This window comes from Streptosporangium pseudovulgare, assembly GCF_014648055.1.
GTDB classification, from domain to species: domain Bacteria; phylum Actinomycetota; class Actinomycetes; order Streptosporangiales; family Streptosporangiaceae; genus Streptosporangium; species Streptosporangium pseudovulgare.
On sequence record NZ_BMQJ01000013.1, the window covers coordinates 113,219 to 134,756 of the forward strand.

Consider the following 21,538-nt stretch of genomic DNA (forward strand, 5'->3'; position numbering starts at 1 on the left):
CGGCCGGGGTGGAAATCGACGCGTCGGCGCAGCGCGATCCAGGACGAAACGGAAGAAGTGACGATCACCGCACCGGGCGGTGCGTCTCAGGTCACCAGGCCCCTGCGGTAGGCGTAGACCACCGCCTGCACGCGGTCACGCAGGTCGAGCTTGGTGAGGATGCGCGACACGTACGTCTTGACGGTCTCCTGGCTGATCACCAGCGTCGCGGCGATCTCGCTGTTGGACCGGCCGTCGGCGATGAGGCGCAGCACCTCCAGCTCGCGCGGGGTCAGCGCGGTCTCGCCCGGCGTGGCCCGGACGGGGCGGATCCGGGCCGCGTACCTGCCGACGAGCTGCCGCGTCACCTCGGGCGCCAGCAGCGCCGCGCCCGTCGCGACGGTGCGGATGCCGTGCAGGAGCTGCGCCGGCGGGGCGTCCTTCAGCAGGAACCCGCTCGCCCCCGCGCGCAGCGCCTCGTACACGTACTCGTCCAGGTTGAACGTCGTCACCACGAGCACCTTGATCGGGCTCTCGACCCCGGCGCCGGCCAGCAGGCGGGTGGCCTCGATGCCGTCGAGCACCGGCATCCGCACGTCCATCACCACGATGTCGGGGCTCAGCCGGCGGGCGAGGTCGACCGCGGCGCGACCGTCGCCGCACTCGCCCACCACCTCCAGGTCCGGCTGCGCGTCGATGATCGTGGCGAAGCCGGTGCGGATCAGCGCCTGGTCGTCGCAGAACAGGACCCGGATCGGCGCGCTCACGACGGGCTCCCCGCGGGGATGCGGGCCCGCACCACGAAGCCGCCACCCGCCTTCCGGTCGGCGCTGAACTCGCCGCCCAGGGCGTCCACCCGCTCGCGGAGCCCGGCCAGGCCCCGCCCGCTCCCTCCGGGGGAGACGGCCCTGGAGCCGGGGCCGCCGGTGCTGACCTCCACGCTGATCTCCTTCTCGCGGTAGCGCACCCGGACCACGGTCGGGCTGCCGTGGGCGTATTTGAGGGCGTTCGTCAGGGCCTCCTGGACGACCCTATAGGTCACGAACTCGGCGCTGCCCGCCGATTCGGCGGGACTGCCCTCCTCGGTGAACTCCACCGGCTGCCCGGCCTGGCGGGTCTGCTCCACGAGGGTGCGCAGCTCCTTGGCGGAGGGCATGCCGACGTCGGTGTCGTGATCGGCCTTGAGCAGGTCGAGCATGTGCCGCAGGTCGGTGATGGCCCGCCGGCCGGTGTCGGTGACGGCGCTCAGCGTCGCGTCGAGGCGGTCGGGGACGGCGGTCAGGTAGCGTGCGGCCTCGGCCTGCACGACCATCGCCGTCACGTGGTGCGTCACGACGTCGTGGAGCTCGCGGGCGATCCGGGTGCGTTCGGCCGCGCGGGTGGCCTCGGCGACGTGGCGGCGGTGCTCCGCCTCGGCGGCGCGGGTGGAGCGCAGCCAGGTCCCGATGCCCCACGCCAGGGCCAGGGCCAGGTAGAACACCACGTAACCCTCCACCTTCTCGGGCGCGCCGAGCCGGCCGAGCGCGAACGCCAGCGACACGTACGCCATGGAGAGGAGGGCCACGGTGACGCGCCGGTGGCGCTCCAGATGGGCGCCCGCGCTGATGAGCGCGATGGGCATCGCGTTGCTCGCGAGCACGTGGTAGGCGTGGAGCTGGTCGAGGACGAAACCGAGCGACACCAGGGCCAGGCACACGGCCGGCCACCGCCGGCGCACGGCGAGCGGAAGGCACTCCAGGGCGATCACCACGAACGCCAGCGCGTCGAAGGGGCGGATCGGCAGGTCGCCGACCTGCGTCCCCTTGCCGTGGAGCGCCGGCAGGAGCGACGCGACGGCCAGCAGCAGCCCGAACGGCAGGTCCCGGACCACGACGTCGCACCGCCGCCACAGGTCCGTGACCCGCCGCAGATCGATCATTGGGGGAGCGTAGCGGTCGAGCGGCGCCGGCGCGGGACCACGTTGCCGCGCCGGCGGGCCAGCCACATGAACGCGACCGTCAGCAGCAGGCCGAACACCACCGCGTACGGGCTCGCCTCGGGCCCGAATCCACCGCCCGTGAGCAGGGCGGGGCCCGACGTCACACCGTGCAGCAGCCCCTGCGTCGCGCCGTTGCCCGAGACCTCGGTGCCGAAGATGCCGGCCGCCGCGAAGTTCCAGCCGAAGTGCACGCCGATCGGCACCCACAGGGTGCGGGTGGCGGCGTAGGCGGCGGCGAGCATGCCGCCCGCCTCGATCGCGATGGCGATCGCACCCCACAGGTCGGCGTGCGGGTTGAACAGGTGCGACAGGCCGAACAACAGGCCGGTCAGCGCCAGCGCCACCCACGTCCCCATGCGTTCCTCGACGATCCTGAACAGGATGCCGCGGAAGAGCAGCTCCTCCGTCACCGCGGCGGCGGCCATGAAGCCGAACAACCCGAGCGCGCCCGCCGGTGAGCCCAGGCCGTCGATCCGGTAGCCGCCCACGAGAGCGATGTTCACGATGACCGCCGTGAACAGCGCGACACCGATCACCGTCCCCCGCGTGATGGCGCGGGCGGCGCCCTGCGCCGCCACCTCCACCGGTGCGCGGCGCTCGGACCACCGCACCACCCGGGCGTACACGAGCACCGCGAGCACGGCCGTCGCGACGCCGAGGATCAGGGTGAGGAACCAGTTCCCCTGCACCGCGCCCACGATCGCGCCGCCGGCGAAGGCGACCAACGCGACGGGCACGAGCTGTTTCAACAACCGCATGACGATCTTCCTCACGTGGGGGCTTCCACGGCGGGACACCGCCGCTACGCAGGGAAACGCTAGGGATCCGGCGGTCCGGAGTCGTCCCCGCGCGGTGGACACTCGCCGGTAGCTCGCACGGGGGACAGGCGCACGTGCGGTTCGCCGTACGGCGCCGCCGTGGATCGCGCCCCTCTCCGGTGGCGTCCGCACCGCACAGCAGAGCGCGGCGATCGCGTCCCTCTCCGGTGGCGTCCGCACCGCACGGCGGAGCGCGGCGATCGCGATCCTCTCCGGCAGGCCGCGTTTGTCCCCCGTGCGAGCTACCGGCGAATGTCCACCGCGCGGGGACGATCTCGGGCCGCCGGATCCCTAGCGTTACGACGCAGCCACGGCGCTCCGTCGCCTTCCACGACACCGCCGTGCGCATCACCCCGGCGTCGACTCTCACTGGAGGACCTCATGCTCGGCAAGACCAGGACATCCGTTGCGGCCGCGCTGTGCTGCACCGTGCTCGGCGCGGGGGTCACCGGCTGCGGCGCGGACAAGTTGGACAAGCTGGACGACTGGGACCCCCTCGCCTCCACCACGCAGACGCCCACCGCCACGCGGACGGCCGCCGCCCCGATCTCCGGGACCGAGAAGATCACTGTCGCGGGCCGGTCGGTGAACGTGTCCTGCTCGGGCGACCCGGAGAAGGACGGTCCGGTCGTCATGCTGATCGCCGGAGCCGGCGACGGGCTGGACAAGCTGGCCGCCCTCCAGAAGACGCTGAGCGAGCGGAACCGGGTCTGTTCCTACGACCGGCTCGGTGCCGGCGCCAGCGACCAGCCGGAAGGCCCGCAGGACTTCGCCAGCACCGGCGAGATCCTGACCGGGGTGCTCGACCGCGTCGCCGGCGACCGCCCGGTCGTCCTGGCCGGGCACTCGCTGGGCGGGCTGATCGCCGCCAGGTACGCCCCCGACCACCAGGACAGGGTCAAGGGGCTGGTCCTGATGGACGCCACCCCCTCCACCATGCTGGACGACATCACGAAGGCGATCCCCGAGTCCGCCACCGGCCCGGCGGCCGAGCTGCGCGCACAGAACCTCGCGGTGTTCAAGGGACAGAACCCGGAGAAGCTCGTCATCACCGACGGGAAGGTCCGTTCCGCCGGGGACATCCCGGTGGAGGTGATCCAGCACGGGCAGCCGTACCTCGCGGCCGTCCCCAAGTACGGGCCGCGTCTGGAGAAGGCGTGGGCCGAAGGCCAGCGCAAGTGGCTCGCGCTGTCCAGCGCCGGCAAGCTCAGCACGGCCAAGAACAGCGGCCACTACATCTACGTCGACCAGCCCGACGTCGCCGTCCAGGCCATCGAGCGCGTCGCCGAGCAGGCCGCACGTTGAGCGCGTGGTGAGTGACGGGGCGCGAGCGGCGAGCGGACGGCCGGCTCCGCACGGGCCGCCTCGGCCGCCGTGTCCCTGGTGCCGCCCGCCTGTGGGCCACCGCCGAAACCGGCGTCGGGTACGGCGCGGCCACGGAGGAGTTCAGGCCGCCGGGCGTCCGGCCGCGCGGGCGGTGAGGCGTTCCCAGTTGCGGTGGGCGATGTCGGCCTTCTGGTCGTCGGTGAAGGGCGCCTCCTCCAGGAAGGAGCGGGCGGCGCCGTCGCTGGTGTCGACGTAGGGGAAGCCGCCGGGGCGGAAGCCGTAGGTGAAGGGGTAGTCGGTGGAGTACAGCATCCGGTCGGTGCCCATGACCTCGGCGGTCCAGCGCAGGTAGCGGGGGCTGTTGGTGCCGCTGCCGGCGACCCAGAAGTTCTGCCTGAAGTAGTCGGCGAGCGGCCGCTGAAGGCCGCCGGCCTCGGCGAAGAATCCGGTGTGGTCGAGGTAGAACATGACGATCTCGCCCCAGTGGCCGGCGATCACCTGCAGGTCGGGGAACCGGTCGAAGACACCTGAGAAGATCATGCGCAGGTACTGCACGCCCAGGTCGTAGTACCAGCCGATCGCCGCCCCGGCCAGCGGCGTGCCGATCTGGCCGACGCCGGAGTAGTAGGCGTCGATCACCGGCTGGACCGGCATCTGCGGGTGGAAGTGCAGCGGCACGCCAAGCCGCTCGGCGGTGGCGTACAGCTCGTCGTTGTCCGGGTGGTCGGCCAGTTTGTCCCCGGTGCGGCCGTACAACATGGCGCCGGGGAAGCCCAGCTCGCCCACCGCGCGCTCCAGCTCGGCCGCGGCGGCGGCCGGCGACCCGGTGGGGATCGCGGCGAACGCCTGGTAGCGGTCGGGGCGCGAGGCGACGATCTCCGCGAGCTGGTCGTTGGCCTCACGGGCCACCACGATCGCGTCGGCCTCCGGCAGGTCCTGCACACCCGGCGACGACAGGGACAGGACGGCGACGTCGATGCCCTGGTCGTCCATGTGGGCCAGCCGCTGTTCTCCGACCTCACGCAGGTTCCTGGCGATCGGGCCGTCCCCGAAGCCGCGGGCGGGGATGCGCGGCGATCCGGCCCGCTGGTACGCCTCGTAGACGGCGGGTACGACGACGGTCTCTTCCACCCCGATGATCCGCAGCCGATCGGTCATGGCGACGCTCCTTGCGCTGATGTTTCCAATGGAACGGCTAAGACGTTATCACTGTTATTAACAGCGTCAACAGAGAGGCGTTAACGGCGATAACACGCCGGTATCCGGGCGGCGTTATCATCGATACATGCCGGTTGACCAGAACCGCGTGGAGCTTGGCGCGGAGCCCGGCGCCACAGCACGCGAGCAGACCCGCCGCCGGGTCATCGACGTCGCGATCGACCTGCTGGAGCGCGGGGGCCGCGACGCGATCACCACCCGCGCGGTCGCCGACGCCGCCGGACTGCAACCACCGGCCCTGTACCGGCTGTTCGGCGACAAGGAGGGGCTGCTCGACGCCGTGGCCGAACACGGCTTCACCCGGTTCCTGGCCGCCAAGCACATCGACCCCGACCCGCAGGACCCGATCGGGGAACTACGCGCCGGCTGGGACACCGCGGTCGAGTTCGGACTGGCCAACCCCGCGCTGTACGCGCTGATGTACGGCGAGCCCGCCAGGTCCACCACCGCTTTCCGGGTCGGCCTCCAACTCCTCATGGACCGCATCCGCCGCCTGGCCGTCGCCGGCCGGCTGCGCGTCAGGGAGGACCTCGCGGCCCAGATCATCCACGCCACCGCACGGGGCGCCGTCCTGACCTGGCTGTCCCTGCCCGAACCCCAGCGTGACCCCGCCCTCCTCCTCGCGCTGCGCGAAGCGATGATCGCCACCGTCACCAACGATGAACCGGCCGTGCAGGAACAGGGCCCGGTCGGCGCCGCCCGCGCCCTGCGCGCCGCACTGCCGGACCAGAACGTCCTCAGCCACGCCGAACAGCGGCTGCTGGCGGAATGGCTGGATCGGCTGTCCGCATAGCCGCCTCCGCGCGGGGACGGTCCGGTCCGGGGGCGCGCCGGTGGACCGGCCGTCACCGGGGGCGGGGCCGGGGGATGGGTAGGAACGGGGAAGGCCGCGGGGTGCGGGGCGTCGGCCGTTCGGGGGAGTACGGGGGGCGTGATGGCGGGTTGGCCGGATGGGGTGGCGCGGCCGGAGCGGGTGCCGGCGGGTTCGCGGGCCAGTACGAGCAGATCGAGAAGGTCGCGGCCCACCACGGCAACTACTGAGAGGTGCTGCTGTACGGGCACCTGCTCAAGGACCGCTCCACAATGTACGACCTGACCAGCCGACTGGAGCTGCGGGCAACCTCCGAGGACAACCGCGTCCTGGACGCGCTCGCGCACGCCCGCCGGTACAAGACCTCCCGCGACTACATCCTGGAGCGGCACGAGGGCGGCCGCCCGGTCGACATCTCCTTCGCCACGCTGAACTGGCAGAAGGCCGTACGGGACAAGAACCGGCCCGGTGTCTTCGTGCGCAAGCACTTCGAGGCGATGGTGTTCGCCGCGTTCGCTTAGGAACTGCGCACCGGTGACGTCGCGGTGGCCGGGTTGGAGGAGTACGCCGACTGGAGCGAGCAACTCCTGCCGTGGGAGGACGTCGAGGCGAAGCTGGGCGACTACCTGGTGGAGGTCGGCCTCGCCGCGCCCGGCGACGAGACGCCGTACGACGCGGTCGCCTTCCGTCGGCAGCTGGAGGACAGCTCACCGCGGCCGCCGCGGCGGCGGATGCCGGGTACCCGGACAACGAGGGTCTGGTCATCGACTCGGAGACCGGTATCCCCTCGCTCAAGGCGCACCGCTCCGAGGGGCAGCGGGCCTCGGCCAGGGTGCTGGAGCAGGAGATCAAGGCGAGGATGCCGGAGCGCTCACTGATCGGGATCATCTCCCGCACGGAAGGACCTGACCTTCTACCGGCCCACGAAGAGAGCCGAATACGTGCACATCGACGCCCTGTTCGGGGAGCCGGGCCGCAACGTCATCGACTTCGACCTGATCGAGTCTCAGTTCCGGCACCTGGTGCGGGTGGCCGTTTCCGTGCGCGAGGGCGCCATCTCCTCCACGCTGCTGCTGCGGCGCCTGCGGGCGGGCTCACGCAAGAATGCGACCTACACGGCCCTCCGCGAGGTCGGCCGCATCATCCGCACCGTCCAGCTGCTGCGCTACCTCTCGGACGCCCCGCTGCGCCGGCGGGTGACCGCCGCCACGAACAAGGTCGAAGCATTCAACGGCTTCTCCCAGTGGATCGGCTTCGGCAACGGCGGCGTCATCACCGACAAAGACCCCGTCGAGCAGGAGAAGACCGTGAAGTTCAACGCCCTGCTCACGAACGCGGTGATCTTCCACAACACCCTGGACATCGCCGAGATCGTGCGCCAGCTCCAGGAGGAGGGCTACATCATCGACCCCGAGGACCTCGCCTACATCTCGCCGTACTCGACCGAGCACATCCGCCGCTTCGGCGAGTACTCCACCCACGAACTCGGCATCCAGCCCGAGGCGTACGGCCCGCACCTGGACGTCGACTTCAGCCCGCTCCGAGGCAACGACCCGCCCGCCCCGGACGGCTACGGCCAGGCGGCATGACCAGGAGAGTCGGCCCTGGAGTCCTACTGGCTCAGAGACCAGGGGACACCGGACCCGCCGGTAGGTTGGCGGGGCCCTACCGCCGTTCGGCTTCTGTGTGGTGCCGGCCGTGGGTGCGTTCCAGGAGTCGATGGACGGTGGCCCGGCTTGACGGAGAAGAACTCGGCGATGGTGTGCTCGCGGGTGGCGTGCTCCTTGACGAGGCCGGTCCAGCCAGCTCCGCAGGATTTGCCGCATAGGGTTGTAATAGCTATGGTTACGACTAAAGCCGGGGGGTGGGGGAGGTGGAGTCCGACGTGAGTGCCAACAGCAGACTGACCATCGCGGCGCACACCCTGACATGGATCGGGCTGTATCAGCGGCGTGGCCACGAGGTCGCCACCTCCGAGCAGATCGCGACGAGCGTCAACACCAACCCCGTGGTGATCCGCCGCCTGCTGGGCGATCTGCGTAAGGCCGGCCTGGCCGGTTCACGGCGGGGGGCGGGGGCGGGCTGGATGCTCGTGCGGGACCTGGCGGCGATCACCCTGCTCGACGTCTACCAGGCGATCGAACCGGGACCGGTCTTCGCCCTGCATCGCGCGACACCGAACCCCGAGTGCGTCGTGGGCCACGGCATCGGGCCGGCAATGACCGCCGTGTACGACGACGTGGAGGCCGCCCTGCGCAGGGAGCTGGCCAAGACCACGCTGGAGGACGTGCTGCGGGACGTCTTGAAAGCCGCCTGACCTCGAACCGTCGACTTCCCCTGATCGAGGGGTCGCATTCCGCGGCCATCGATGTAACCAAAATAGTTACACTAAGGAATTGGAGAATCTCATGGGACAACTGGACGACAAGACCGCCCTCGTCACCGGCGCCTCCAGCGGCATCGGCCTGGCGATCGCCCGCCGTTTCGCCGCCGAGGGCGCCACCGTCTACCTGACCGGGCGCCGCAAGACCGAGCTCGACGCCGCCGTCGCACAGGTCGGAGCCCTAGGCATCGCCATCCAGGCCGATGTCTCCGATCTCGGCGACCTCGACCGGGTCTTCGCCGAGATCACGAACCGCAGCGGCCGCCTGGACATTGTGGTGGCCAACGCCGGGGTCGGGGAATACAGCCCGCTCGGCACGATCACCGAGGAAGAGTACGACCGCACTGCCTCGATCAATTTCAAGGGCACGGTCTTCACTGTCCAGAAGGCGCTGCCGCTGCTGACGGCCGGCGCCTCGGTGACGCTGATCTCTTCCAACTCGGCCCTGCTGGCCACCCCGGGCCTGGGCGTCTACGCCGCCTCCAAGGCCGCGGTCCGCAGCCTCGCACGCACCTGGGCCGCTGAGCTGGCCGGCCGCGGAATCCGCGTCAACGCTCTTACCCCCGGCCCTGTCGAGACCCCTGGCCTGGCCGAGCTCGTCGCCGCTTTTCCGCGCGACGATCGGCCCACCGCGGCCGAGCCCGCCCCGCCGACCCCGCTCGGCCGCCTCGGCCGTCCCGACGAGATCGCCGCTGCCGCCCTCTACCTGGCCGGCGACCAAAGCAGTTTCACCACCGGCGCGGAACTTCTCGTCGACGGCGGCGTCACACAGCTCTAGGCGGCGAATCGGCGAGGCGGGACGCATCGACGCTCCAGGGCCTCCGAGCCGCGTAATTGCGACCGTCTCGCCAGGGCAACGGCTTTGACACAACAAGGAGTGCGTCATGAAGAGCGTGGTCCACTACCGGGCGGGCGATGCGGCAGCCGTCGCACACATCGAGGACCGGCCGGAGGCGCCGGCCCCTCGGACCGGCGAAATCCAAGTGCGTGTCAGCATCTCCCCGGTCCACCGCGGCGATCTGGTCGCGACGGAGACCGGCCTGCCGGACGGATCCGCGGGGCGCAGGCTGGGCACCGAGGCGGCGGGCGTGGTGACTGCGATGGGTCCCTCGGTGCCGGCGCTCCGTGTCGGTGATCGGGTAGCGGTCTTTCCGGCCCCCGGCGCATGGTCCGAGCACATCACCGTGCCGGCCGAGGCCGCCGTAGCCGTCCCGGACTCCCTCAGCGACGAAACGGCGAGCGTCCTGCTCGTCAACACCATCACCTCTCGTGACGTGCTCCGTGCGGTCGATGAGCTGAGGGCTGCCGCGGCAGCACCGAGCGATTCTCCACTCCTCGTGTCGGGGGCCGCGTCCGCCGTCGGCAAGCTCATCGTTCAGCAGGCCCGCGACCGTGGCTGGCCCGTTGTCGCCGTCGTCCGCAGTGACCGTGCTGCGTCAACGGTCCGCACAAACTGGCCGGACGTGCCCGTCGTGGTCTCCGGAAGCGGCGGCTGGCAGCGCGAGCTGGAGGGGGGCGGTCCGCGGGAGGCCGGTGCCGGTCATCGCCGATGCGCACGGCGGTCCCTTCGTGCGGGAGATCCTGCCCTTTGTCGACGATGGCGGGACGCTGGTCGTCTGGGGCGATCTAGCCGCGCAGCCGTGGACGCTCTCGACGTTGGAGCTGCTCATGCGGGAACTGAAGGTCCGCGCGGTGAGCATCACGCGCTGGGCGACCCGCCCTGGGGATATCCGGGCCGCCGATCGGCGAGCCGCCCTCCAGATCGCCGCGCAGCATCCACACCTTCTCGCCGTTCATGCCGCCTACCCGCTCGACGAGCTGCCGAGCGCCATCTCGGCGGCGCGGACCAGCGGGACCGGCACCGTATTGCTCAAGCTGAACTGACCAAGCCTGGACCGCAGGGGAGCAGTGACCGCATGAAATTCAAGACCATCGGCACCATCGGTGCGGGAGCACCAGCACAAGCCGTGGCCGCCCACGTGGCACGCGCCGGGCACCCGGTGCTGGTCAGCAACAGCCGCGGCCCCAGCACACTCGGCGACGCCGTCGCCGCCATCGGGCCCGGCGCCTCGGCGGCCACGTTCGAAGAAGCGGCGGCGGCCGACCTGGTCCTGCTCGCCGTCCCGTTCGGCGCGGTCCCCGCAGTCGGGCGGCGGCTCGGGGACTGGACGGGCCGAGTGGTGGTCGACATGACCAACCAGTTCGGCCGGTCCGACCCCTACCGCGGCTTCGCCGATGTCTCGCCGCTGACCGGCGGCGAGTGGGTCGCCCAGCAACTGCCCGGCGCCACGCTGATCAAGGCCTCAACGCCATGTTCGCCACCTATATGGCTCCCGATCCCCGGCACCAGGACAGCAACCAGGTCGTCTTCCTCGCCGGTGACGACGAGAGCGCCAAGACCCCCTTCACACGGCTGCTGACCGAATTCGGGTTCGCGCCGGTCGACCTTGGCGCGCTGCGCGAAGGCGGGGCGCTCATGCAACTCGGCGGGCCGCTGAGCGGCAAGCACTTCCTGTTCCAGGGCTGAGGCCCGACCGACACCCTCAAGAGACGAAGAGACAAAGGACAAGGACGATGGCACCAGATGCTCAGACCTCGCGGACCGTGGCCGAGAAATTCCTGGAGCGCCTCGGCAGGCAGGACCCCGACGGCATCCAGGAACTGTTCTCCGAGGAGATCGACTGGCACGTCCCCGGCAGCGACGCGCTGCCCTGGACCGGGCGCCGTACCCGCCGGGAGGAGGTCGCCCTCTACTTCACCACCATGTGGCCGCACTTCGCGCACGGCCAGAGCGAGGTCGTGCTGGAGCGCTTTATCGTCGACGGTGGTGACGTGGTGCTGCTGGCAGTCTTCACGCACACCGCCGTGGCCAGCGGCAAGGAGTTCACCACACCGGTGGCCATGCACCTGGCGGTCGAGGACGGCCGAATCGTTCGCATGCACCTGTACGAGGACACACTGACCGTCGCCGAGGCGTTCAACGCCGGCTGAGCGGAGGACACTCAGGGACCCCGCGGCCCGGGGCGGCCCGGCCGGGCATGTACGCACAGGGTCAGCCGAGACACAGCCGAAGCCGAAACGGAGAGCAGAACTCGCCCCCAGCCAATTGCTGCCGGTCAGCACGTTGGGGCGGTCGGCCTTCGGCGATGACTGCCGACCAGGTCCCCCAGCGTCGCCAGGCCGTCGGCCGGTGTCGCCATGTCGACCAGCGTGCCGCCCGCCGGGCCTGCCGCGCTGGGAACTTGACCGGCGCCCACGGACTTTCGCCCCCCACCGTGTTCCGCCGGTCTCCGGCCTCCTCGCCCGGCTGAATGGTGTTCGCAAACGTTTGCCGACAGGCAGGCGACGCGTCCAATGAACCCGTGCAATCCGGGGGGTCACGGCAGCGCGAATCCAATCAGATCCGATGGCGATTGCTGACAGGGTTTGACGACAGATAGGGTCCGATCCTCCGTACGGAAGGGGGCCCTCGGTGGCGAACCTGGTCTACAAGAGGGTCTCGACCGACCAGCAGTCGACCGCCCGGCAGAACCTCGTCCTGGACGAAGCCGGGATTGAGGAGCCGGTCGTCTTCGAGGAACAGGCTGGCACCTCCAGCCGCCTCCACCCCCTGGAGCGCCCGAAGTTCGGCGAGTTGCTGACGTACGCGCGGACGGGCGACACCGTGCACATCTCCGAGATGTTCCGCCTTGTGCGCGGCACTGGGCACATCCTCGACGTGTTCGACGTCCTGCATCGCGACCGTCTCTCCCTGCGCATTCACGACGGCGTGTTCTCCGCGGTGGACCTCACCGCCCGCCACCCGCGCACCGGAGAGCTGCTGTCCACCGTGAAGTTCATGGTGCAGCCCCTCGCCGCCGCCGGCGAACTCCAGCGCGAGCTGACCTACGACGGGCTGCGGGCCGCCGAGGCCAAGGGCGGCAAGGGCGGGTGCCGCCCTGCCGTCCCGGCCGACAAGACCGACGCCGTACGCACCGCGTACCTGGAAGGCCGGTCCATCGCCGCCCTCGCCCGCGACCACGGCGTCAGCCGCGGCGCCATCCGTACCGCCGTCGCCGACCTCCTGCCCGAGTACACAGCCGCCGACCCGGACGCCCCGGCCCCGGAAGCGCCGGTCGCCCTCGACATGCCCGGCAAGGTCGCCGACTTCCTCCGCACCGCCGACCTGGGACCCGCCGAGCGCGCCACGCTCGACCAGGGCGTGCCCGTACGGCGCGGCCAGGGCTACACCCTGCGCGTCACCGCCGTCCCGGCGATCCACCGCCGACTCCTCGGCCTCTGCCAGTCTCTCGGTGGCACCCCGGGGAACACGGCAGTCCCGGCATAGCGCAAGGCCCGCCGCGAGTACGCGAACCGCGTCAGCACACTCGATCAATAACCAAGATCATCTCGTGGCGGGTTTCTGGCGTATCTGGGTCATGTCCCATCTGGGATGGGTGGGGTTCGTGACGGCGATGGCGGGCCGGGCGGGGGTGGAGGCGACGCCGTCGGTGCTGGTGGAGGGGCTGGGGGTGTCGGCCGATTCGGCGTCGATCGTGGGGGCGGTGCTGGAGGCGGGCCGGGGGTGAGGGGGCTGCCGTGGTATCCGCCGAACATCCGGAACATGTGACCGACCGGCGGAAACGACGGTCGCCGTGGGTGCGGCGGGGGTATGACGACTCACTGGGCTTCGGGAGGTTCCCGGTCGATCTGTGGCCGGGGCCCCATGCCAGCGAAAAGGACGTTGAGAATCCGGTCGACATACTCATGGGTCAGTTGTTCCTGAGTGATCAGGAGTTGGAAGTACAGCGGGCCGGACAGGATCGCCATCGCCAGGTCGAGGTCGAAGGCGGGCGACAGCTGGCCCTGGTCGCGGGCCGTCTTCAGTCGGGCGATGGTCTTGTCCGCCTGTGGGGCGATGAAGCGCTCGTTGAGCGTGGCGGCGATCTGGGGATCGTGCTGGGCCTCGCCGATCAGGGCCTTGAACAAGGGGCCGAAGGGTGGCCTGCCCAGCAGATCGACGGCCGCGTAGATCTGCGCGCGCAGGTCGGCGACGAGGTCGCCGGTCTCGGGGTAGTCCAGGCCGGGCTCGTTCAGCGACAGCAGCGAGTCGAGCAGCAGGGCTCCCTTGGATGACCATCGGCGGTAGATGGTCTGCTTGCTGGCGCCCGCACGGGCCGCGACCGCCTCGATGCTCAGTTTGGCGTAACCGATCTCCTGGCCGAGTTCCAGCGTGGTCCGCATGATGGCCTCGGTTCGGTCGGCGCCGCGACGGTGGGGCGTGTCGGTCATGCCGGCACTTTATCGGTACGGAACGGTTCGTACTTGACACCGGAACCCGGCTTGGACATCATCTTATCGGTACGGTGCGTTCCGTACCGATAAGAACGGTCAGGTCGAAGCCCGTCCTCAAGGACGACAAGCGGGTGCGCCCTACCTCGGCGCGCACGACGCCAAGGCAACCAGGTCTGACGTTCTCCACCACATCATCGGAAAGATGACGATTTCGTGATGTCTGTTCCCGCCGACCCGTCCGCGGTGCACCCCATGCCCGGCCGGCCGCGCCTGGTGCTGCTGAAACCACTGGTCATCTCGCCGCTGATAGAGGTCGGGGAGTTCTCCTACTACGACGACCCCGACGACCCGGCCTCCACCGTGGCCGACCTCGGAAGCTGACAAATCGCACGATGACCCATCACGATCCCACCTCGGCCACGCCGTCCCCGGGCCAGGCCGGCACCACACCGTCGCCGGAGCCGCCCGGGAGAGCATCGGCCGGGCCCGGGATCAGCGGACCGGAAAGCAACGACATGCGCACGCTGACGACGAGGACGAATGACGAGGAAGGCAGTCAGGTGACCAACGCCGATGTGATCATTGTGGGAGCCGGTCCGACCGGCCTGATGCTGGCCGCCGAGCTGCGGCTGGCCGGGGTGCGGCCGCTGGTGCTCGAGCGGCAGCCGCACCGCCGCGACACCCCGAAGGCAGGCGGCCTGGGCGGGCAGATCCTGGAACTGCTGCGCTACCGCGGCCTGCTGGAGCGCTTCGAGGCCGCCTGCCCGGGACCGCCGCCCGCGCCCCGGTTCCCGTTCGGCGGCGTGCATCTGGACTTCACCCAGCTCGCCGACCCGCCGCTGCATGCGCTGCCACTACCGCAGCAACTGCTGGAGCGGCTGCTCGACGAGCGCGCCGCCGAGCTCGAGACCGACGTCCGGCGCGGGCACGAGGTCACCGGCATCAGCCAGGACGAGACCGTGGTCAGCGTGGACGTGCGCGGCCCGGACGGGCCGTACCGGGTGCGGGCCCGCTACCTGGTGGGCTGCGACGGCGCGCGCAGCCGCGTCCGTGACCGGGCCGGGATCGGCTTCCCCGGCACCGTCTACCCGGAGGTCAACCGGCTGGCCCAGGTCACCCTGCCCGATTCGGTGACCGTGCTCGGCAACGGCGACCTCGACGTCCCCGGCTTCGGCACGGTCCGCGCCGGCTTCACCCGCACCGACCACGGCCTGCTCGGCCTCGGCTCCGCACCCGGCGCCACGAGCGTCTCCCTCTACACCATCGAGGACGAGAGCGTCGAGTACGACGACGACGTCCCGATGACCGTCACCGAACTCCAGGACAGCATCCACCGCGTGCTCGGCGCACACCTGCCGATCGCCGGAACGACCCGGCTGTCCCGCTTCACCTTCAAGGCCCGCCAGGCCGACCACTACAGGAAAGGCCGGATCCTGCTGGCCGGGGACGCGGCCCACCTGTTCCCGGCCACCGGAGTGGCGCTCAACGCGGGCATGCTGGACGCCGTCAACCTTGCCTGGAAACTGGCCGCCGACCTGCACGGCCGGGCCCCGCTCGGCCTGCTGGACACCTACCACACCGAACGCCACCTCGCCGGCGCCCGCACCATGCTGCACACCCGGGCCCAGGTGGCGTTGCGGCGCGGCCACGACGCGGCCGCCGAAGCCCTGCGCGAGGTGTTCCAGGAACTGCTCGGCGACGAGCAGCCGCTGCGCCGCATGGGAGCCCTCGTCGCCGGCACCGACCTCCGCTACCCCATGCCCGGCTCGGGCCACCACCCGCTGACCGGCACCTTCGCCCCGGACCTCACCCTGCACGCCGACGATGGCGTGACCAGCCTCGCCCAGCTCATGCACCCCGCCAGACCCGTCCTGCTCGACCTCGCCGGCCGCCCGGACCTGCGCGAGGCCGCCCATGACTGGAAGGATCGCATCGACGTCCACACCGCCAAGACCGGCGACCGTCCGGCCGACGCCCTGCTGATCCGCCCGGACGCCCACATCGCCTGGGCCGCACCCGTCGGCGAACCCGCCGGCACCGCCGCACCCGCGTTGCGCGAAGCGCTCTCCCACTGGTTCGGCACACCCTGACGCGGATCAGACACCGGCCGGGTGCGGCACAGGCGGCCCGCCCGGTCCGGCCCCGAAGCACACAGCTCCACCTCATAACCGATTTTTCGTGTTTCTTACTATTTTTCCCGATTATCTAGGCTTTTTGATGCCCAGGGGTCTGGCATGGACACGGGGCCTTTGCTGCTGACGGTGGTGGTGGCCGCGGCATTGGTCTTCGCCTTCACCAACGGATTCCACGACGCGGCGAACGCGGTGGCGACGTCGGTGGCGACGGGGGCGTTGCGGCCGTACGCGGCGGTGGGGCTGTCGGCGGTGCTGAACTTCGCCGGGGCCTTCCTGTCGCTGGAGGTCGCGGCGACGGTGGCCGAGGGGATCGTGGACAGCAGGGTGATCACGTTGCCGGTCGTCTTCGCGGGGCTGATGGGCGGCATGCTGTGGAATCTGGTGACGTGGTATCTGGGGATGCCGTCGAGTTCTTCGCACGCGCTGGTCGGCGGGCTGGTGGGGGCGGCGTTCGTGGCGGTGGGGGCGTCGGCCGTCAAGGGGATGGGGGTGGTGTCGGTGGTGCTGCTGCCGGCGCTGTTGTCCCCGGTGGCGGCGATGCTGGTGGCGGGCGCCGGGTCGTGGGCGGTGCGGTGGGTGACGCGGAGCGTGCCGGAGGGGATGCGGGAACGGGGCTTCCGGGTGGGGCAGATCGGCTCGGCGTCGCTGGTGGCGCTGGCGCACGGGACGAACGACGCGCAGAAGACGATGGGTGTGATCATGCTGGCGCTGGTCACCGGGGGCGCGGTGGGCGCGGGTGAGGCTCCCGCGGGGTGGGTGGTGGTGAGCAGCGCGGCGGCGATGGCGGCGGGGACCTTCTTCGGGGGATGGCGGATAGTCCGTACGGTGGGCCGGGGGCTGGTGCGGATCCGGGGCGCGGAGGGGTTCACGGCGGAGAGCGGGTCGGCGGCGTTGATCCTGGTGGCGTCGGATTCGGGGTTCCCGTTGTCGACGATGCAGGTGTGCTGCGGTTCGGTGGTCGGCGCGGGGATGCACCAGGGGCTGTCGAGGGTGCGCTGGAGGGTGGTCGCGGAGCTGGCGGTGGTGTGGCTGGTGACGTTGCCGGGCGCGGCGGTGCTGGGGGCGCTGGTGTGGTGGGGGGCGCAGTGGGTCGGCGGGATGCAGGGCGTGGGGTTGATGTTCGTCCTGGCGCTGGTGGCGGCGTTCTGGTTCTACGTGGCGGCCGATCTGCGGCCGGTGAACGCCTCCAACGTCAATGCCGAGCGGAGGGGACGCCGGATGAAGTGGGAGGAGGCGTGACGGTGTTCGACGGTGAGATGAGGGAGTTCCTGCGGGTGGTGCTGGTGGCGTTCGCCGGTGGGGTGGGCTGGGTGACGGTGTACGCGCTGGGTGTGGCGGGTGTCTCGGCGGCACGGCGGGGCGGAGGGCGCCGGGCGGCGGGATGGGTGCTCGCGGTGGTGTGCTTCCTGGTGGCGGTGGCCGGGGTGGTGGTGGGGCTGCGGCTGATGCTGACCGGGCGGGGGAGCCTAGAGTGAGGGCACGCCCGCCGGTGCCGACGCGGGCGGAGGCGCCGGCGTGGATGTCACCCGGCGGGCTCCTGCCAGGTGACGGGAAGGTGATCGACCCCGTAGATGGCCGTGTGGGCACGGATGGGGATGGTGTGGGGCGGTACGGCGAGGCGGAGGGTCGGCAGGCGGCGTAGCAGGGCGGGGTAGGCGACGGCGAGTTCGGTGCGGGCCAGATGCTGGCCGAGGCATTGGTGGATGCCGTGGCCGAAGGCGAGGTGGCCGGTGGGCGGCCGGGTGACGTCGAGGGTGCCGGGGTCGGGGTGCTGGCGGGGGTCGCGGTTGGCGGCGGCCAGGGCGAGGGTGACGCACTGGCCGGCGGTGATGCGGTGACCGCCGATGTCGGTGTCGCGGGTGGCGGCGCGTACGGGGCCGAGGTGGACGATGGTGAGGTAGCGCAGGAGTTCCTCGACGGCGGTGTGGGTGGCGGCGGGGTCGTCGCGGACGGTGGCGAGCTGGGCGGGGTCGGCCAGGAGCGCGAAGACGCCGAGGGCGATCATGTTGGCGGTGGTCTCGTGGCCGGCGACGAGCAGGAGCACGGAGATGTTGGTGATCTCTTCGTGGGTGAGGCCGGCGTCGCGGGTCATGTCGGTGATGAGGTCGTCTGCGGGGTGGGCGTGTTTGTGATGGGTGAGGTCGCGGAGGTAGGCGGTGAGGTCGTCGAGGGCGGCGTCGGCCTGCTGGGGGGTCGAGGCGAGGCTGAGGAGGGTGCGGGAGTCGCGCTGGAAGCGGGCGCGGTCGGTGTAGGGGACGCCGAGGAGCTCGCAGATGACGAGTGAGGGGACGGGCAGGGCGTAGGCGGGGACGAGGTCCACGGGTGGGCCGTGGTGGCACATGGCGTCGAGGTGGTGGGTGGTGATGGCTTCGATGCGGGGGCGCAGGGCTTTCATGCGGCGGACGGTGAAGTGGCCGATGAGGCGGCGGCGGTAGCGGGTGTGCTCGGGTGGGTCGGCCTGGAGGAAGAAGCCGGGGCGGTGTTGTCTTCGGCGTTGGGTGGAGTAGGGGTCGACGGGCAGATGGAGGTGCTCGGGGCGGTTGCTGAAGTGCGGGTGGGTGAGGATGGCGCGGATGACGGCGGGGTCGGTGGCGAGCCATCCCTGGTGGCCGTCGGCGTAGGTGAGGGGGCGGATGGGGGCCTGGCGGGCCCAGTGCAGGAGCTGGGGCGGGGGGTCGAAGTGGTTGGGGCGGGTGGTGGGGAGGGTGTCGGGGCGTGGCGTGGCGTGGGTCATGGGCCCTGGTCTCCTCGTGGTCGGGTGCCGCGGTGGCGGTCGATGAGGAGTGTTTCCGGGGGTGGGGTGGTGGCACGCCGGGTTGATGGTTCTTTGTGGGGTGTTGAGGGTTTTCGGGTCAGGGGGTGGGGTGGCGGATGACGGCGACGGGGGCGTGGGAGTGGTGCAGGAGGATGGAGGTGGTGGGGCCGAGGACGGCGGCGCGGCGGGCGGTGGCGCCGGCGACGACGAGCTCGGCCTCGTGGGAGGCGTCGATGAGGGCTTTGGCGGGGTGGGTGTGCAGGGTGTGCTCGGTGAGGGTGACGCCGGGGAATCTCTCGCGCCAGCCGGCGATGGCCTCGGCGAGCAGGAGGGCTTCTTCCCGGCCGACGGCGTCGATGTCGTAGACGAGGGGCTGGGGCCGTCCGGGGGTGGCGTGGGGGTGGGTCCAGGCGTGTACGGCGCGCAGGGGGAGCTCGCGTAGCAGGGCTTCTTCGAAGGCGAATTCCAGGACGGGTTCCTGGCCGGGTTCCCCGGTGGCGCCGACGACGATGTGGGTGGGCCGGCCGGGGGGCGGGGGGCCGACGACGACGAGGGGGCAGGGGCAGCGGGTGGCGAGGTCGCGGCTGACGGAGCCGAGGAGGAGTCCGGCGAAGCCGCCGCGGCCGCGGGTGCCGACGGCGAGGAGCTGGGCGTGGCGGGCGGCGTCGGCGAGGGCTTCGGCCGCGGGGCCGTCGGCGATCTCGGTGGTGACGTGCTGGACGTCGGTGCCGGTCTGGGCGCGTTCGGCGGCCTGGCGCAGGAGTTCCCAGGCGGTGGCTTCGGCGGCCGCTCCCCAGTGATGGGGCTGGGGGACGAGGGGGACGTTGCTGGTCCAGCGGAGGGCGGTGTGGACGATGAGCAGGGGTGCTTCTCTGAGGGCGGCTTCCTGGGCGGCCCACATGACGGCTCGCAGTGAGGAGGCTGAGCCGTCGGCGCCGGCGATGACGGGTCGTGTCATGGTCCCTCCCGGCCGTGGGGGGTTCGTTTTCCAGGGTGGGCGGCCGGGGGCGGGCGGGGGTAGGGGCGAAAGTCCCCGGGTGGGGCCGTCAGACGGCGGGGCGGGCGTTGGCCAGGAGATAGCCGCTGGCGGGGCGGGTGGGGATGCGGCGCAGGCTGATGGTGAGGTCCTGGTCGGGCACATCGTGGTCGAGGCGGGCCAGGCGGGTGGTGAGGGTCTGCAGGAGGGTGAGGGTGATGGCCTCGCCGGGGCAGCGGTGGCCGGTGCGGGGGTCGCCGCCGCCCTGGGGGATGAGGTCGGACTCGCCGGTGGGGCGGTTGAGGAAGCGGCCGGGGTCGAAGGCGTGGGGGTCGGGCCACAGGCGGGGGTCGTGGTTGTGGCCGTAGATGTCGAGCAGGACGAGGGAGCCTTCGGGGATGCGGTGGCCTTCCCAGGTGAGGTCGGTGACGGCTTTGCCGCCGACGAAGGGGGCGAAGGGGTAGAAGCGGCGGGTCTCCTGGGCGAAGGCGTGGGTGTGGGCCTCGTCGCCGGTGCGCAGGGCGGCGCGGTGGTGGGGGTGGCGGTGCAGGGCGTGGGCGGCGAAGGCGACGTACCAGGTGACGGCGACGGTGGGACGGATGAGGTTGAGGAGCTCGACGGCGGCGAGGCGGTCGCCGAGAGGGTGGCCGTCGGCGTCGCGGTGGGTGGCGACGGCTGCCAGGGGGGTGCCGGGCGGTGGTGTGGGGGCGGCGCCGGTGCGGGTGTCGTGGATGAGGCGGGCCAGCCGGTTCTCGAGGCGGATCCGGGCGGCGCGGGCCCTCCAGTGGCGGGGGCCGAGGGTGGCGAAGCCGTCGACGAGGGCGAGGAGGTCGCGGGCGGTGGCGGGGACGTCCGCGTCGTCGAGGGGGACGCCGGCCCAGCGGCAGGCGGCGCGGGTGAGGATGCGGCCGACCTCGTCGAAGAGGGTGACGGGTCGCGGGCCGTTCCAGGCGGCGGTGGCCTTGTCCCACGCGGCGGCGGCGTGGTCGTTGAGGCGGGCTATGCCGTCGTCGGTCATGAGGGAGGTGAACATGGCCTTGCGGACGCGGTGGGCGGCGGCGTCGAGGGTGTGGACGGCTCCGTGGCCGAAGAGGGTGCTTTTGATGGGTTCGGGCAGGGCGGTGTGACGGCGGATGTGGTTCTCGTCGTAGAAGAAGCGGACGGCGTCGGGTCCGTGGACGGCGGTGGCGCGGCGGCCCATGAGGCGGGTGGCGACGGTGGAGCCCTGGATGCGGCGGCGTTCGGGCAGCCAGGCGTAGCCTTCGGTGAGCAGGGGCAGGGTGTGGTCGGAAAACGGCATGGTGCGGGTCTGCCCGGGGCCGGGGACGGCAAACGGCAGGTGCCGCGGGGTGCCGTGGGCCGCGGGCGAGGGGAGCGGGCCGAGAGAGGGGGGCGGGCCGGGCGGTTGCCGGGGCGCGGGGTCTTCTTCAGCGGTGGAGGCGGCGGCCCGAGAGTTGCTCGGCGGTGACGATGATGTAGTGGTCGCGCTGGCCGGGCGCCCATGGGGTGAGGGGCAGGGCGGCCAGGCGGGTGATCTCGTCGGGGTCGCTGGCCGCGCGGGCGCGGCCGACGGCGGTGACGGACCAGCCGGTTCGGGTGCGGAGGTCGAAGTCGTCGGCTTCGAAGGCGACGACGGCGTGGCGGGTGGCGGCGGCGAGTTTGGAGCCGGCGTTGGTGCGGATGACGATGTCGCCGTGGTGGAGGCAGAAGTTGACGGGCTGGACGGCGGGCAGGGCGCGGTCGGTGAAGACGATCCGGCCGATGGGGGTGGTCGACAGCAGTCGCATGCACTCCTGGCGGGAGAGTACGTGCAGGCCGGCGGAATCGACTTTCATGTGGTTCAGGGTGCCGATCGTCTTCGGGGTCGGGTAAGAGGCGAAGGTCC

Annotated in this window: 24 protein-coding genes and 2 pseudogenes; 17 read left to right on the top strand and 9 right to left on the bottom strand. The window is 71.4% G+C overall.

The features are described 5' to 3' along the window. Positions 1-86 precede the first annotated feature (86 nt). From IEZ10_RS24615 to IEZ10_RS24625, 3 genes are read right to left on the bottom strand one after another with little or no spacing between them, the layout of a single operon-like run. Positions 87-746 carry a response regulator gene (locus tag IEZ10_RS24615; protein WP_189248890.1) on the bottom strand — a complete coding sequence of 220 codons (660 nt, stop codon included), beginning with the start codon at positions 744-746 and terminating at the stop codon, positions 87-89. Further along, positions 743-1,897, bottom strand: a complete 1,155-nt coding sequence (locus IEZ10_RS24620) for a sensor histidine kinase (protein WP_189248891.1) — start codon at positions 1,895-1,897, stop codon at positions 743-745. Before IEZ10_RS24620 ends, IEZ10_RS24615 begins: the two co-directional genes overlap by 4 nt. Beyond that, positions 1,894-2,730, bottom strand: coding sequence for a CPBP family intramembrane glutamic endopeptidase (locus IEZ10_RS24625; protein ID WP_229811605.1), 837 nt, complete (start codon positions 2,728-2,730; stop codon positions 1,894-1,896). Before IEZ10_RS24625 ends, IEZ10_RS24620 begins: the two co-directional genes overlap by 4 nt. Before the next feature lie 426 nt (positions 2,731-3,156). Between IEZ10_RS24625 and IEZ10_RS24630 the strand changes: the two genes are divergently transcribed. Continuing rightward, positions 3,157-4,080 carry an alpha/beta fold hydrolase gene (locus IEZ10_RS24630; RefSeq protein WP_189248892.1) on the top strand — a complete coding sequence of 308 codons (924 nt, stop codon included), beginning with the start codon at positions 3,157-3,159 and terminating at the stop codon, positions 4,078-4,080. Positions 4,081-4,221: 141 nt separating this feature from the next. Here the strand turns inward: IEZ10_RS24630 and IEZ10_RS24635 are convergent, their stop codons facing one another. Then, on the bottom strand, positions 4,222-5,259 hold the full coding sequence (locus tag IEZ10_RS24635; RefSeq protein WP_189248893.1) for an amidohydrolase family protein: 1,038 nt from the start codon (positions 5,257-5,259) through the stop codon (positions 4,222-4,224). Positions 5,260-5,386: 127 nt separating this feature from the next. Here IEZ10_RS24635 and IEZ10_RS24640 point away from each other — a divergent pair, with 127 nt between their 5' ends. From IEZ10_RS24640 to IEZ10_RS24690, 12 genes and pseudogenes are all read left to right on the top strand, one after another. Further along, entirely contained in the window at positions 5,387-6,112 is a 726-nt protein-coding gene (locus tag IEZ10_RS24640) for a TetR/AcrR family transcriptional regulator (RefSeq protein WP_189248894.1), read from the top strand. 251 nt (positions 6,113-6,363) lie between these two features. Beyond that, positions 6,364-6,651, top strand: a complete 288-nt coding sequence (locus IEZ10_RS24645; protein ID WP_189248895.1) for a hypothetical protein — start codon at positions 6,364-6,366, stop codon at positions 6,649-6,651. Positions 6,652-7,035: 384 nt separating this feature from the next. Next, the gene (locus tag IEZ10_RS24650) at positions 7,036-7,719 is read left to right on the top strand and encodes a Tn3 family transposase (RefSeq protein ID WP_189249026.1); all 684 of its coding nucleotides are present in this window, start codon (positions 7,036-7,038) and stop codon (positions 7,717-7,719) included. 296 nt (positions 7,720-8,015) lie between these two features. Then, positions 8,016-8,447 (top strand): Rrf2 family transcriptional regulator, encoded by a 432-nt coding sequence (locus IEZ10_RS24655; protein WP_189248896.1) that lies wholly within the window; start codon positions 8,016-8,018, stop codon positions 8,445-8,447. 79 nt (positions 8,448-8,526) lie between these two features. Further along, the gene (locus IEZ10_RS24660; RefSeq protein ID WP_308426297.1) at positions 8,527-9,291 is read left to right on the top strand and encodes an SDR family NAD(P)-dependent oxidoreductase; all 765 of its coding nucleotides are present in this window, start codon (positions 8,527-8,529) and stop codon (positions 9,289-9,291) included. A 106-nt stretch (positions 9,292-9,397) separates the two neighbouring features. Then, a pseudogene (locus IEZ10_RS40430) lies at positions 9,398-9,718 on the top strand (alcohol dehydrogenase catalytic domain-containing protein); the annotation flags it as partial. 328 nt (positions 9,719-10,046) lie between these two features. After that, entirely contained in the window at positions 10,047-10,397 is a 351-nt protein-coding gene (locus IEZ10_RS24670) for an MDR/zinc-dependent alcohol dehydrogenase-like family protein (protein WP_189249050.1), read from the top strand. 56 nt (positions 10,398-10,453) lie between these two features. After that, positions 10,454-10,699: pseudogene (locus IEZ10_RS39175) on the top strand (NAD(P)-binding domain-containing protein); the annotation flags it as partial. Positions 10,700-10,824: 125 nt separating this feature from the next. After that, on the top strand, positions 10,825-11,040 hold the full coding sequence (locus tag IEZ10_RS39180) for an NAD(P)-binding domain-containing protein (RefSeq protein ID WP_229811636.1): 216 nt from the start codon (positions 10,825-10,827) through the stop codon (positions 11,038-11,040). A 47-nt stretch (positions 11,041-11,087) separates the two neighbouring features. Continuing rightward, positions 11,088-11,504 carry a nuclear transport factor 2 family protein gene (locus tag IEZ10_RS24680; RefSeq protein ID WP_189248897.1) on the top strand — a complete coding sequence of 139 codons (417 nt, stop codon included), beginning with the start codon at positions 11,088-11,090 and terminating at the stop codon, positions 11,502-11,504. A 481-nt stretch (positions 11,505-11,985) separates the two neighbouring features. Beyond that, complete coding sequence (locus IEZ10_RS24685; protein WP_189248898.1) at positions 11,986-12,840, top strand: recombinase family protein; 855 nt, start codon at positions 11,986-11,988, stop codon at positions 12,838-12,840. A 91-nt stretch (positions 12,841-12,931) separates the two neighbouring features. Then, positions 12,932-13,081 (top strand): hypothetical protein, encoded by a 150-nt coding sequence (locus IEZ10_RS24690; RefSeq protein WP_189248899.1) that lies wholly within the window; start codon positions 12,932-12,934, stop codon positions 13,079-13,081. 91 nt (positions 13,082-13,172) lie between these two features. Here the strand turns inward: IEZ10_RS24690 and IEZ10_RS24695 are convergent, their stop codons facing one another. Continuing rightward, positions 13,173-13,784 carry a TetR/AcrR family transcriptional regulator gene (locus IEZ10_RS24695; RefSeq protein WP_229811607.1) on the bottom strand — a complete coding sequence of 204 codons (612 nt, stop codon included), beginning with the start codon at positions 13,782-13,784 and terminating at the stop codon, positions 13,173-13,175. Between the two features lie 219 nt (positions 13,785-14,003). Here IEZ10_RS24695 and IEZ10_RS24700 point away from each other — a divergent pair, with 219 nt between their 5' ends. The 4 genes from IEZ10_RS24700 to IEZ10_RS24715 all read left to right on the top strand — a co-directional run bounded on the left by IEZ10_RS24700 (position 14,004) and on the right by IEZ10_RS24715 (position 17,397). Further along, the gene (locus IEZ10_RS24700) at positions 14,004-14,168 is read left to right on the top strand and encodes a hypothetical protein (RefSeq protein ID WP_229811608.1); all 165 of its coding nucleotides are present in this window, start codon (positions 14,004-14,006) and stop codon (positions 14,166-14,168) included. Between the two features lie 134 nt (positions 14,169-14,302). After that, entirely contained in the window at positions 14,303-15,877 is a 1,575-nt protein-coding gene (locus IEZ10_RS24705) for an FAD-dependent monooxygenase (RefSeq protein WP_189248900.1), read from the top strand. A 144-nt stretch (positions 15,878-16,021) separates the two neighbouring features. Continuing rightward, positions 16,022-17,161 carry an inorganic phosphate transporter gene (locus IEZ10_RS24710; RefSeq protein ID WP_189248901.1) on the top strand — a complete coding sequence of 380 codons (1,140 nt, stop codon included), beginning with the start codon at positions 16,022-16,024 and terminating at the stop codon, positions 17,159-17,161. Continuing rightward, entirely contained in the window at positions 17,158-17,397 is a 240-nt protein-coding gene (locus IEZ10_RS24715; protein WP_189248902.1) for a hypothetical protein, read from the top strand. The genes IEZ10_RS24710 and IEZ10_RS24715 overlap by 4 nt, the downstream gene beginning before the upstream one ends. 47 nt (positions 17,398-17,444) lie before the next feature. Here IEZ10_RS24715 and IEZ10_RS24720 read toward each other — a convergent pair whose 3' ends face one another. The 4 genes from IEZ10_RS24720 to IEZ10_RS24735 all read right to left on the bottom strand — a co-directional run bounded on the left by IEZ10_RS24720 (position 17,445) and on the right by IEZ10_RS24735 (position 21,488). Further along, entirely contained in the window at positions 17,445-18,656 is a 1,212-nt protein-coding gene (locus IEZ10_RS24720; protein WP_189248903.1) for a cytochrome P450, read from the bottom strand. 118 nt (positions 18,657-18,774) lie between these two features. Continuing rightward, a complete protein-coding gene (locus tag IEZ10_RS24725) occupies positions 18,775-19,635 on the bottom strand; it encodes a universal stress protein (protein ID WP_189248904.1) in 861 nt (286 codons plus the stop codon). Between the two features lie 88 nt (positions 19,636-19,723). Continuing rightward, a complete protein-coding gene (locus IEZ10_RS40035; RefSeq protein WP_189248905.1) occupies positions 19,724-20,953 on the bottom strand; it encodes a cytochrome P450 in 1,230 nt (409 codons plus the stop codon). A 127-nt stretch (positions 20,954-21,080) separates the two neighbouring features. Beyond that, a complete protein-coding gene (locus IEZ10_RS24735) occupies positions 21,081-21,488 on the bottom strand; it encodes a pyridoxamine 5'-phosphate oxidase family protein (RefSeq protein WP_189248906.1) in 408 nt (135 codons plus the stop codon). Positions 21,489-21,538 lie beyond the last annotated feature (50 nt).

What these genes read in the sequence shown, in the direction of transcription:
- IEZ10_RS24620 (WP_189248891.1), bottom strand. Translation starts at nt 1,897, where the DNA reads ATGATCGATCTGCGGCGGGTCACGGACCTGTGGCGGCGGTGCGACGTC.
- IEZ10_RS24630 (WP_189248892.1), top strand. Translation starts at nt 3,157, where the DNA reads ATGCTCGGCAAGACCAGGACATCCGTTGCGGCCGCGCTGTGCTGCACC.
- IEZ10_RS24635 (WP_189248893.1), bottom strand. Translation starts at nt 5,259, where the DNA reads ATGACCGATCGGCTGCGGATCATCGGGGTGGAAGAGACCGTCGTCGTA.
- IEZ10_RS24640 (WP_189248894.1), top strand. Translation starts at nt 5,387, where the DNA reads ATGCCGGTTGACCAGAACCGCGTGGAGCTTGGCGCGGAGCCCGGCGCC.
- IEZ10_RS39180 (WP_229811636.1), top strand. Translation starts at nt 10,825, where the DNA reads ATGTTCGCCACCTATATGGCTCCCGATCCCCGGCACCAGGACAGCAAC.
- IEZ10_RS24680 (WP_189248897.1), top strand. Translation starts at nt 11,088, where the DNA reads ATGGCACCAGATGCTCAGACCTCGCGGACCGTGGCCGAGAAATTCCTG.
- IEZ10_RS24690 (WP_189248899.1), top strand. Translation starts at nt 12,932, where the DNA reads ATGTCCCATCTGGGATGGGTGGGGTTCGTGACGGCGATGGCGGGCCGG.
- IEZ10_RS24695 (WP_229811607.1), bottom strand. Translation starts at nt 13,784, where the DNA reads ATGACCGACACGCCCCACCGTCGCGGCGCCGACCGAACCGAGGCCATC.
- IEZ10_RS24700 (WP_229811608.1), top strand. Translation starts at nt 14,004, where the DNA reads ATGTCTGTTCCCGCCGACCCGTCCGCGGTGCACCCCATGCCCGGCCGG.
- IEZ10_RS24705 (WP_189248900.1), top strand. Translation starts at nt 14,303, where the DNA reads ATGCGCACGCTGACGACGAGGACGAATGACGAGGAAGGCAGTCAGGTG.
- IEZ10_RS24710 (WP_189248901.1), top strand. Translation starts at nt 16,022, where the DNA reads ATGGACACGGGGCCTTTGCTGCTGACGGTGGTGGTGGCCGCGGCATTG.
- IEZ10_RS24720 (WP_189248903.1), bottom strand. Translation starts at nt 18,656, where the DNA reads ATGACCCACGCCACGCCACGCCCCGACACCCTCCCCACCACCCGCCCC.
- IEZ10_RS24725 (WP_189248904.1), bottom strand. Translation starts at nt 19,635, where the DNA reads ATGACACGACCCGTCATCGCCGGCGCCGACGGCTCAGCCTCCTCACTG.
- IEZ10_RS40035 (WP_189248905.1), bottom strand. Translation starts at nt 20,953, where the DNA reads ATGCCGTTTTCCGACCACACCCTGCCCCTGCTCACCGAAGGCTACGCC.
- IEZ10_RS24735 (WP_189248906.1), bottom strand. Translation starts at nt 21,488, where the DNA reads ATGAAAGTCGATTCCGCCGGCCTGCACGTACTCTCCCGCCAGGAGTGC.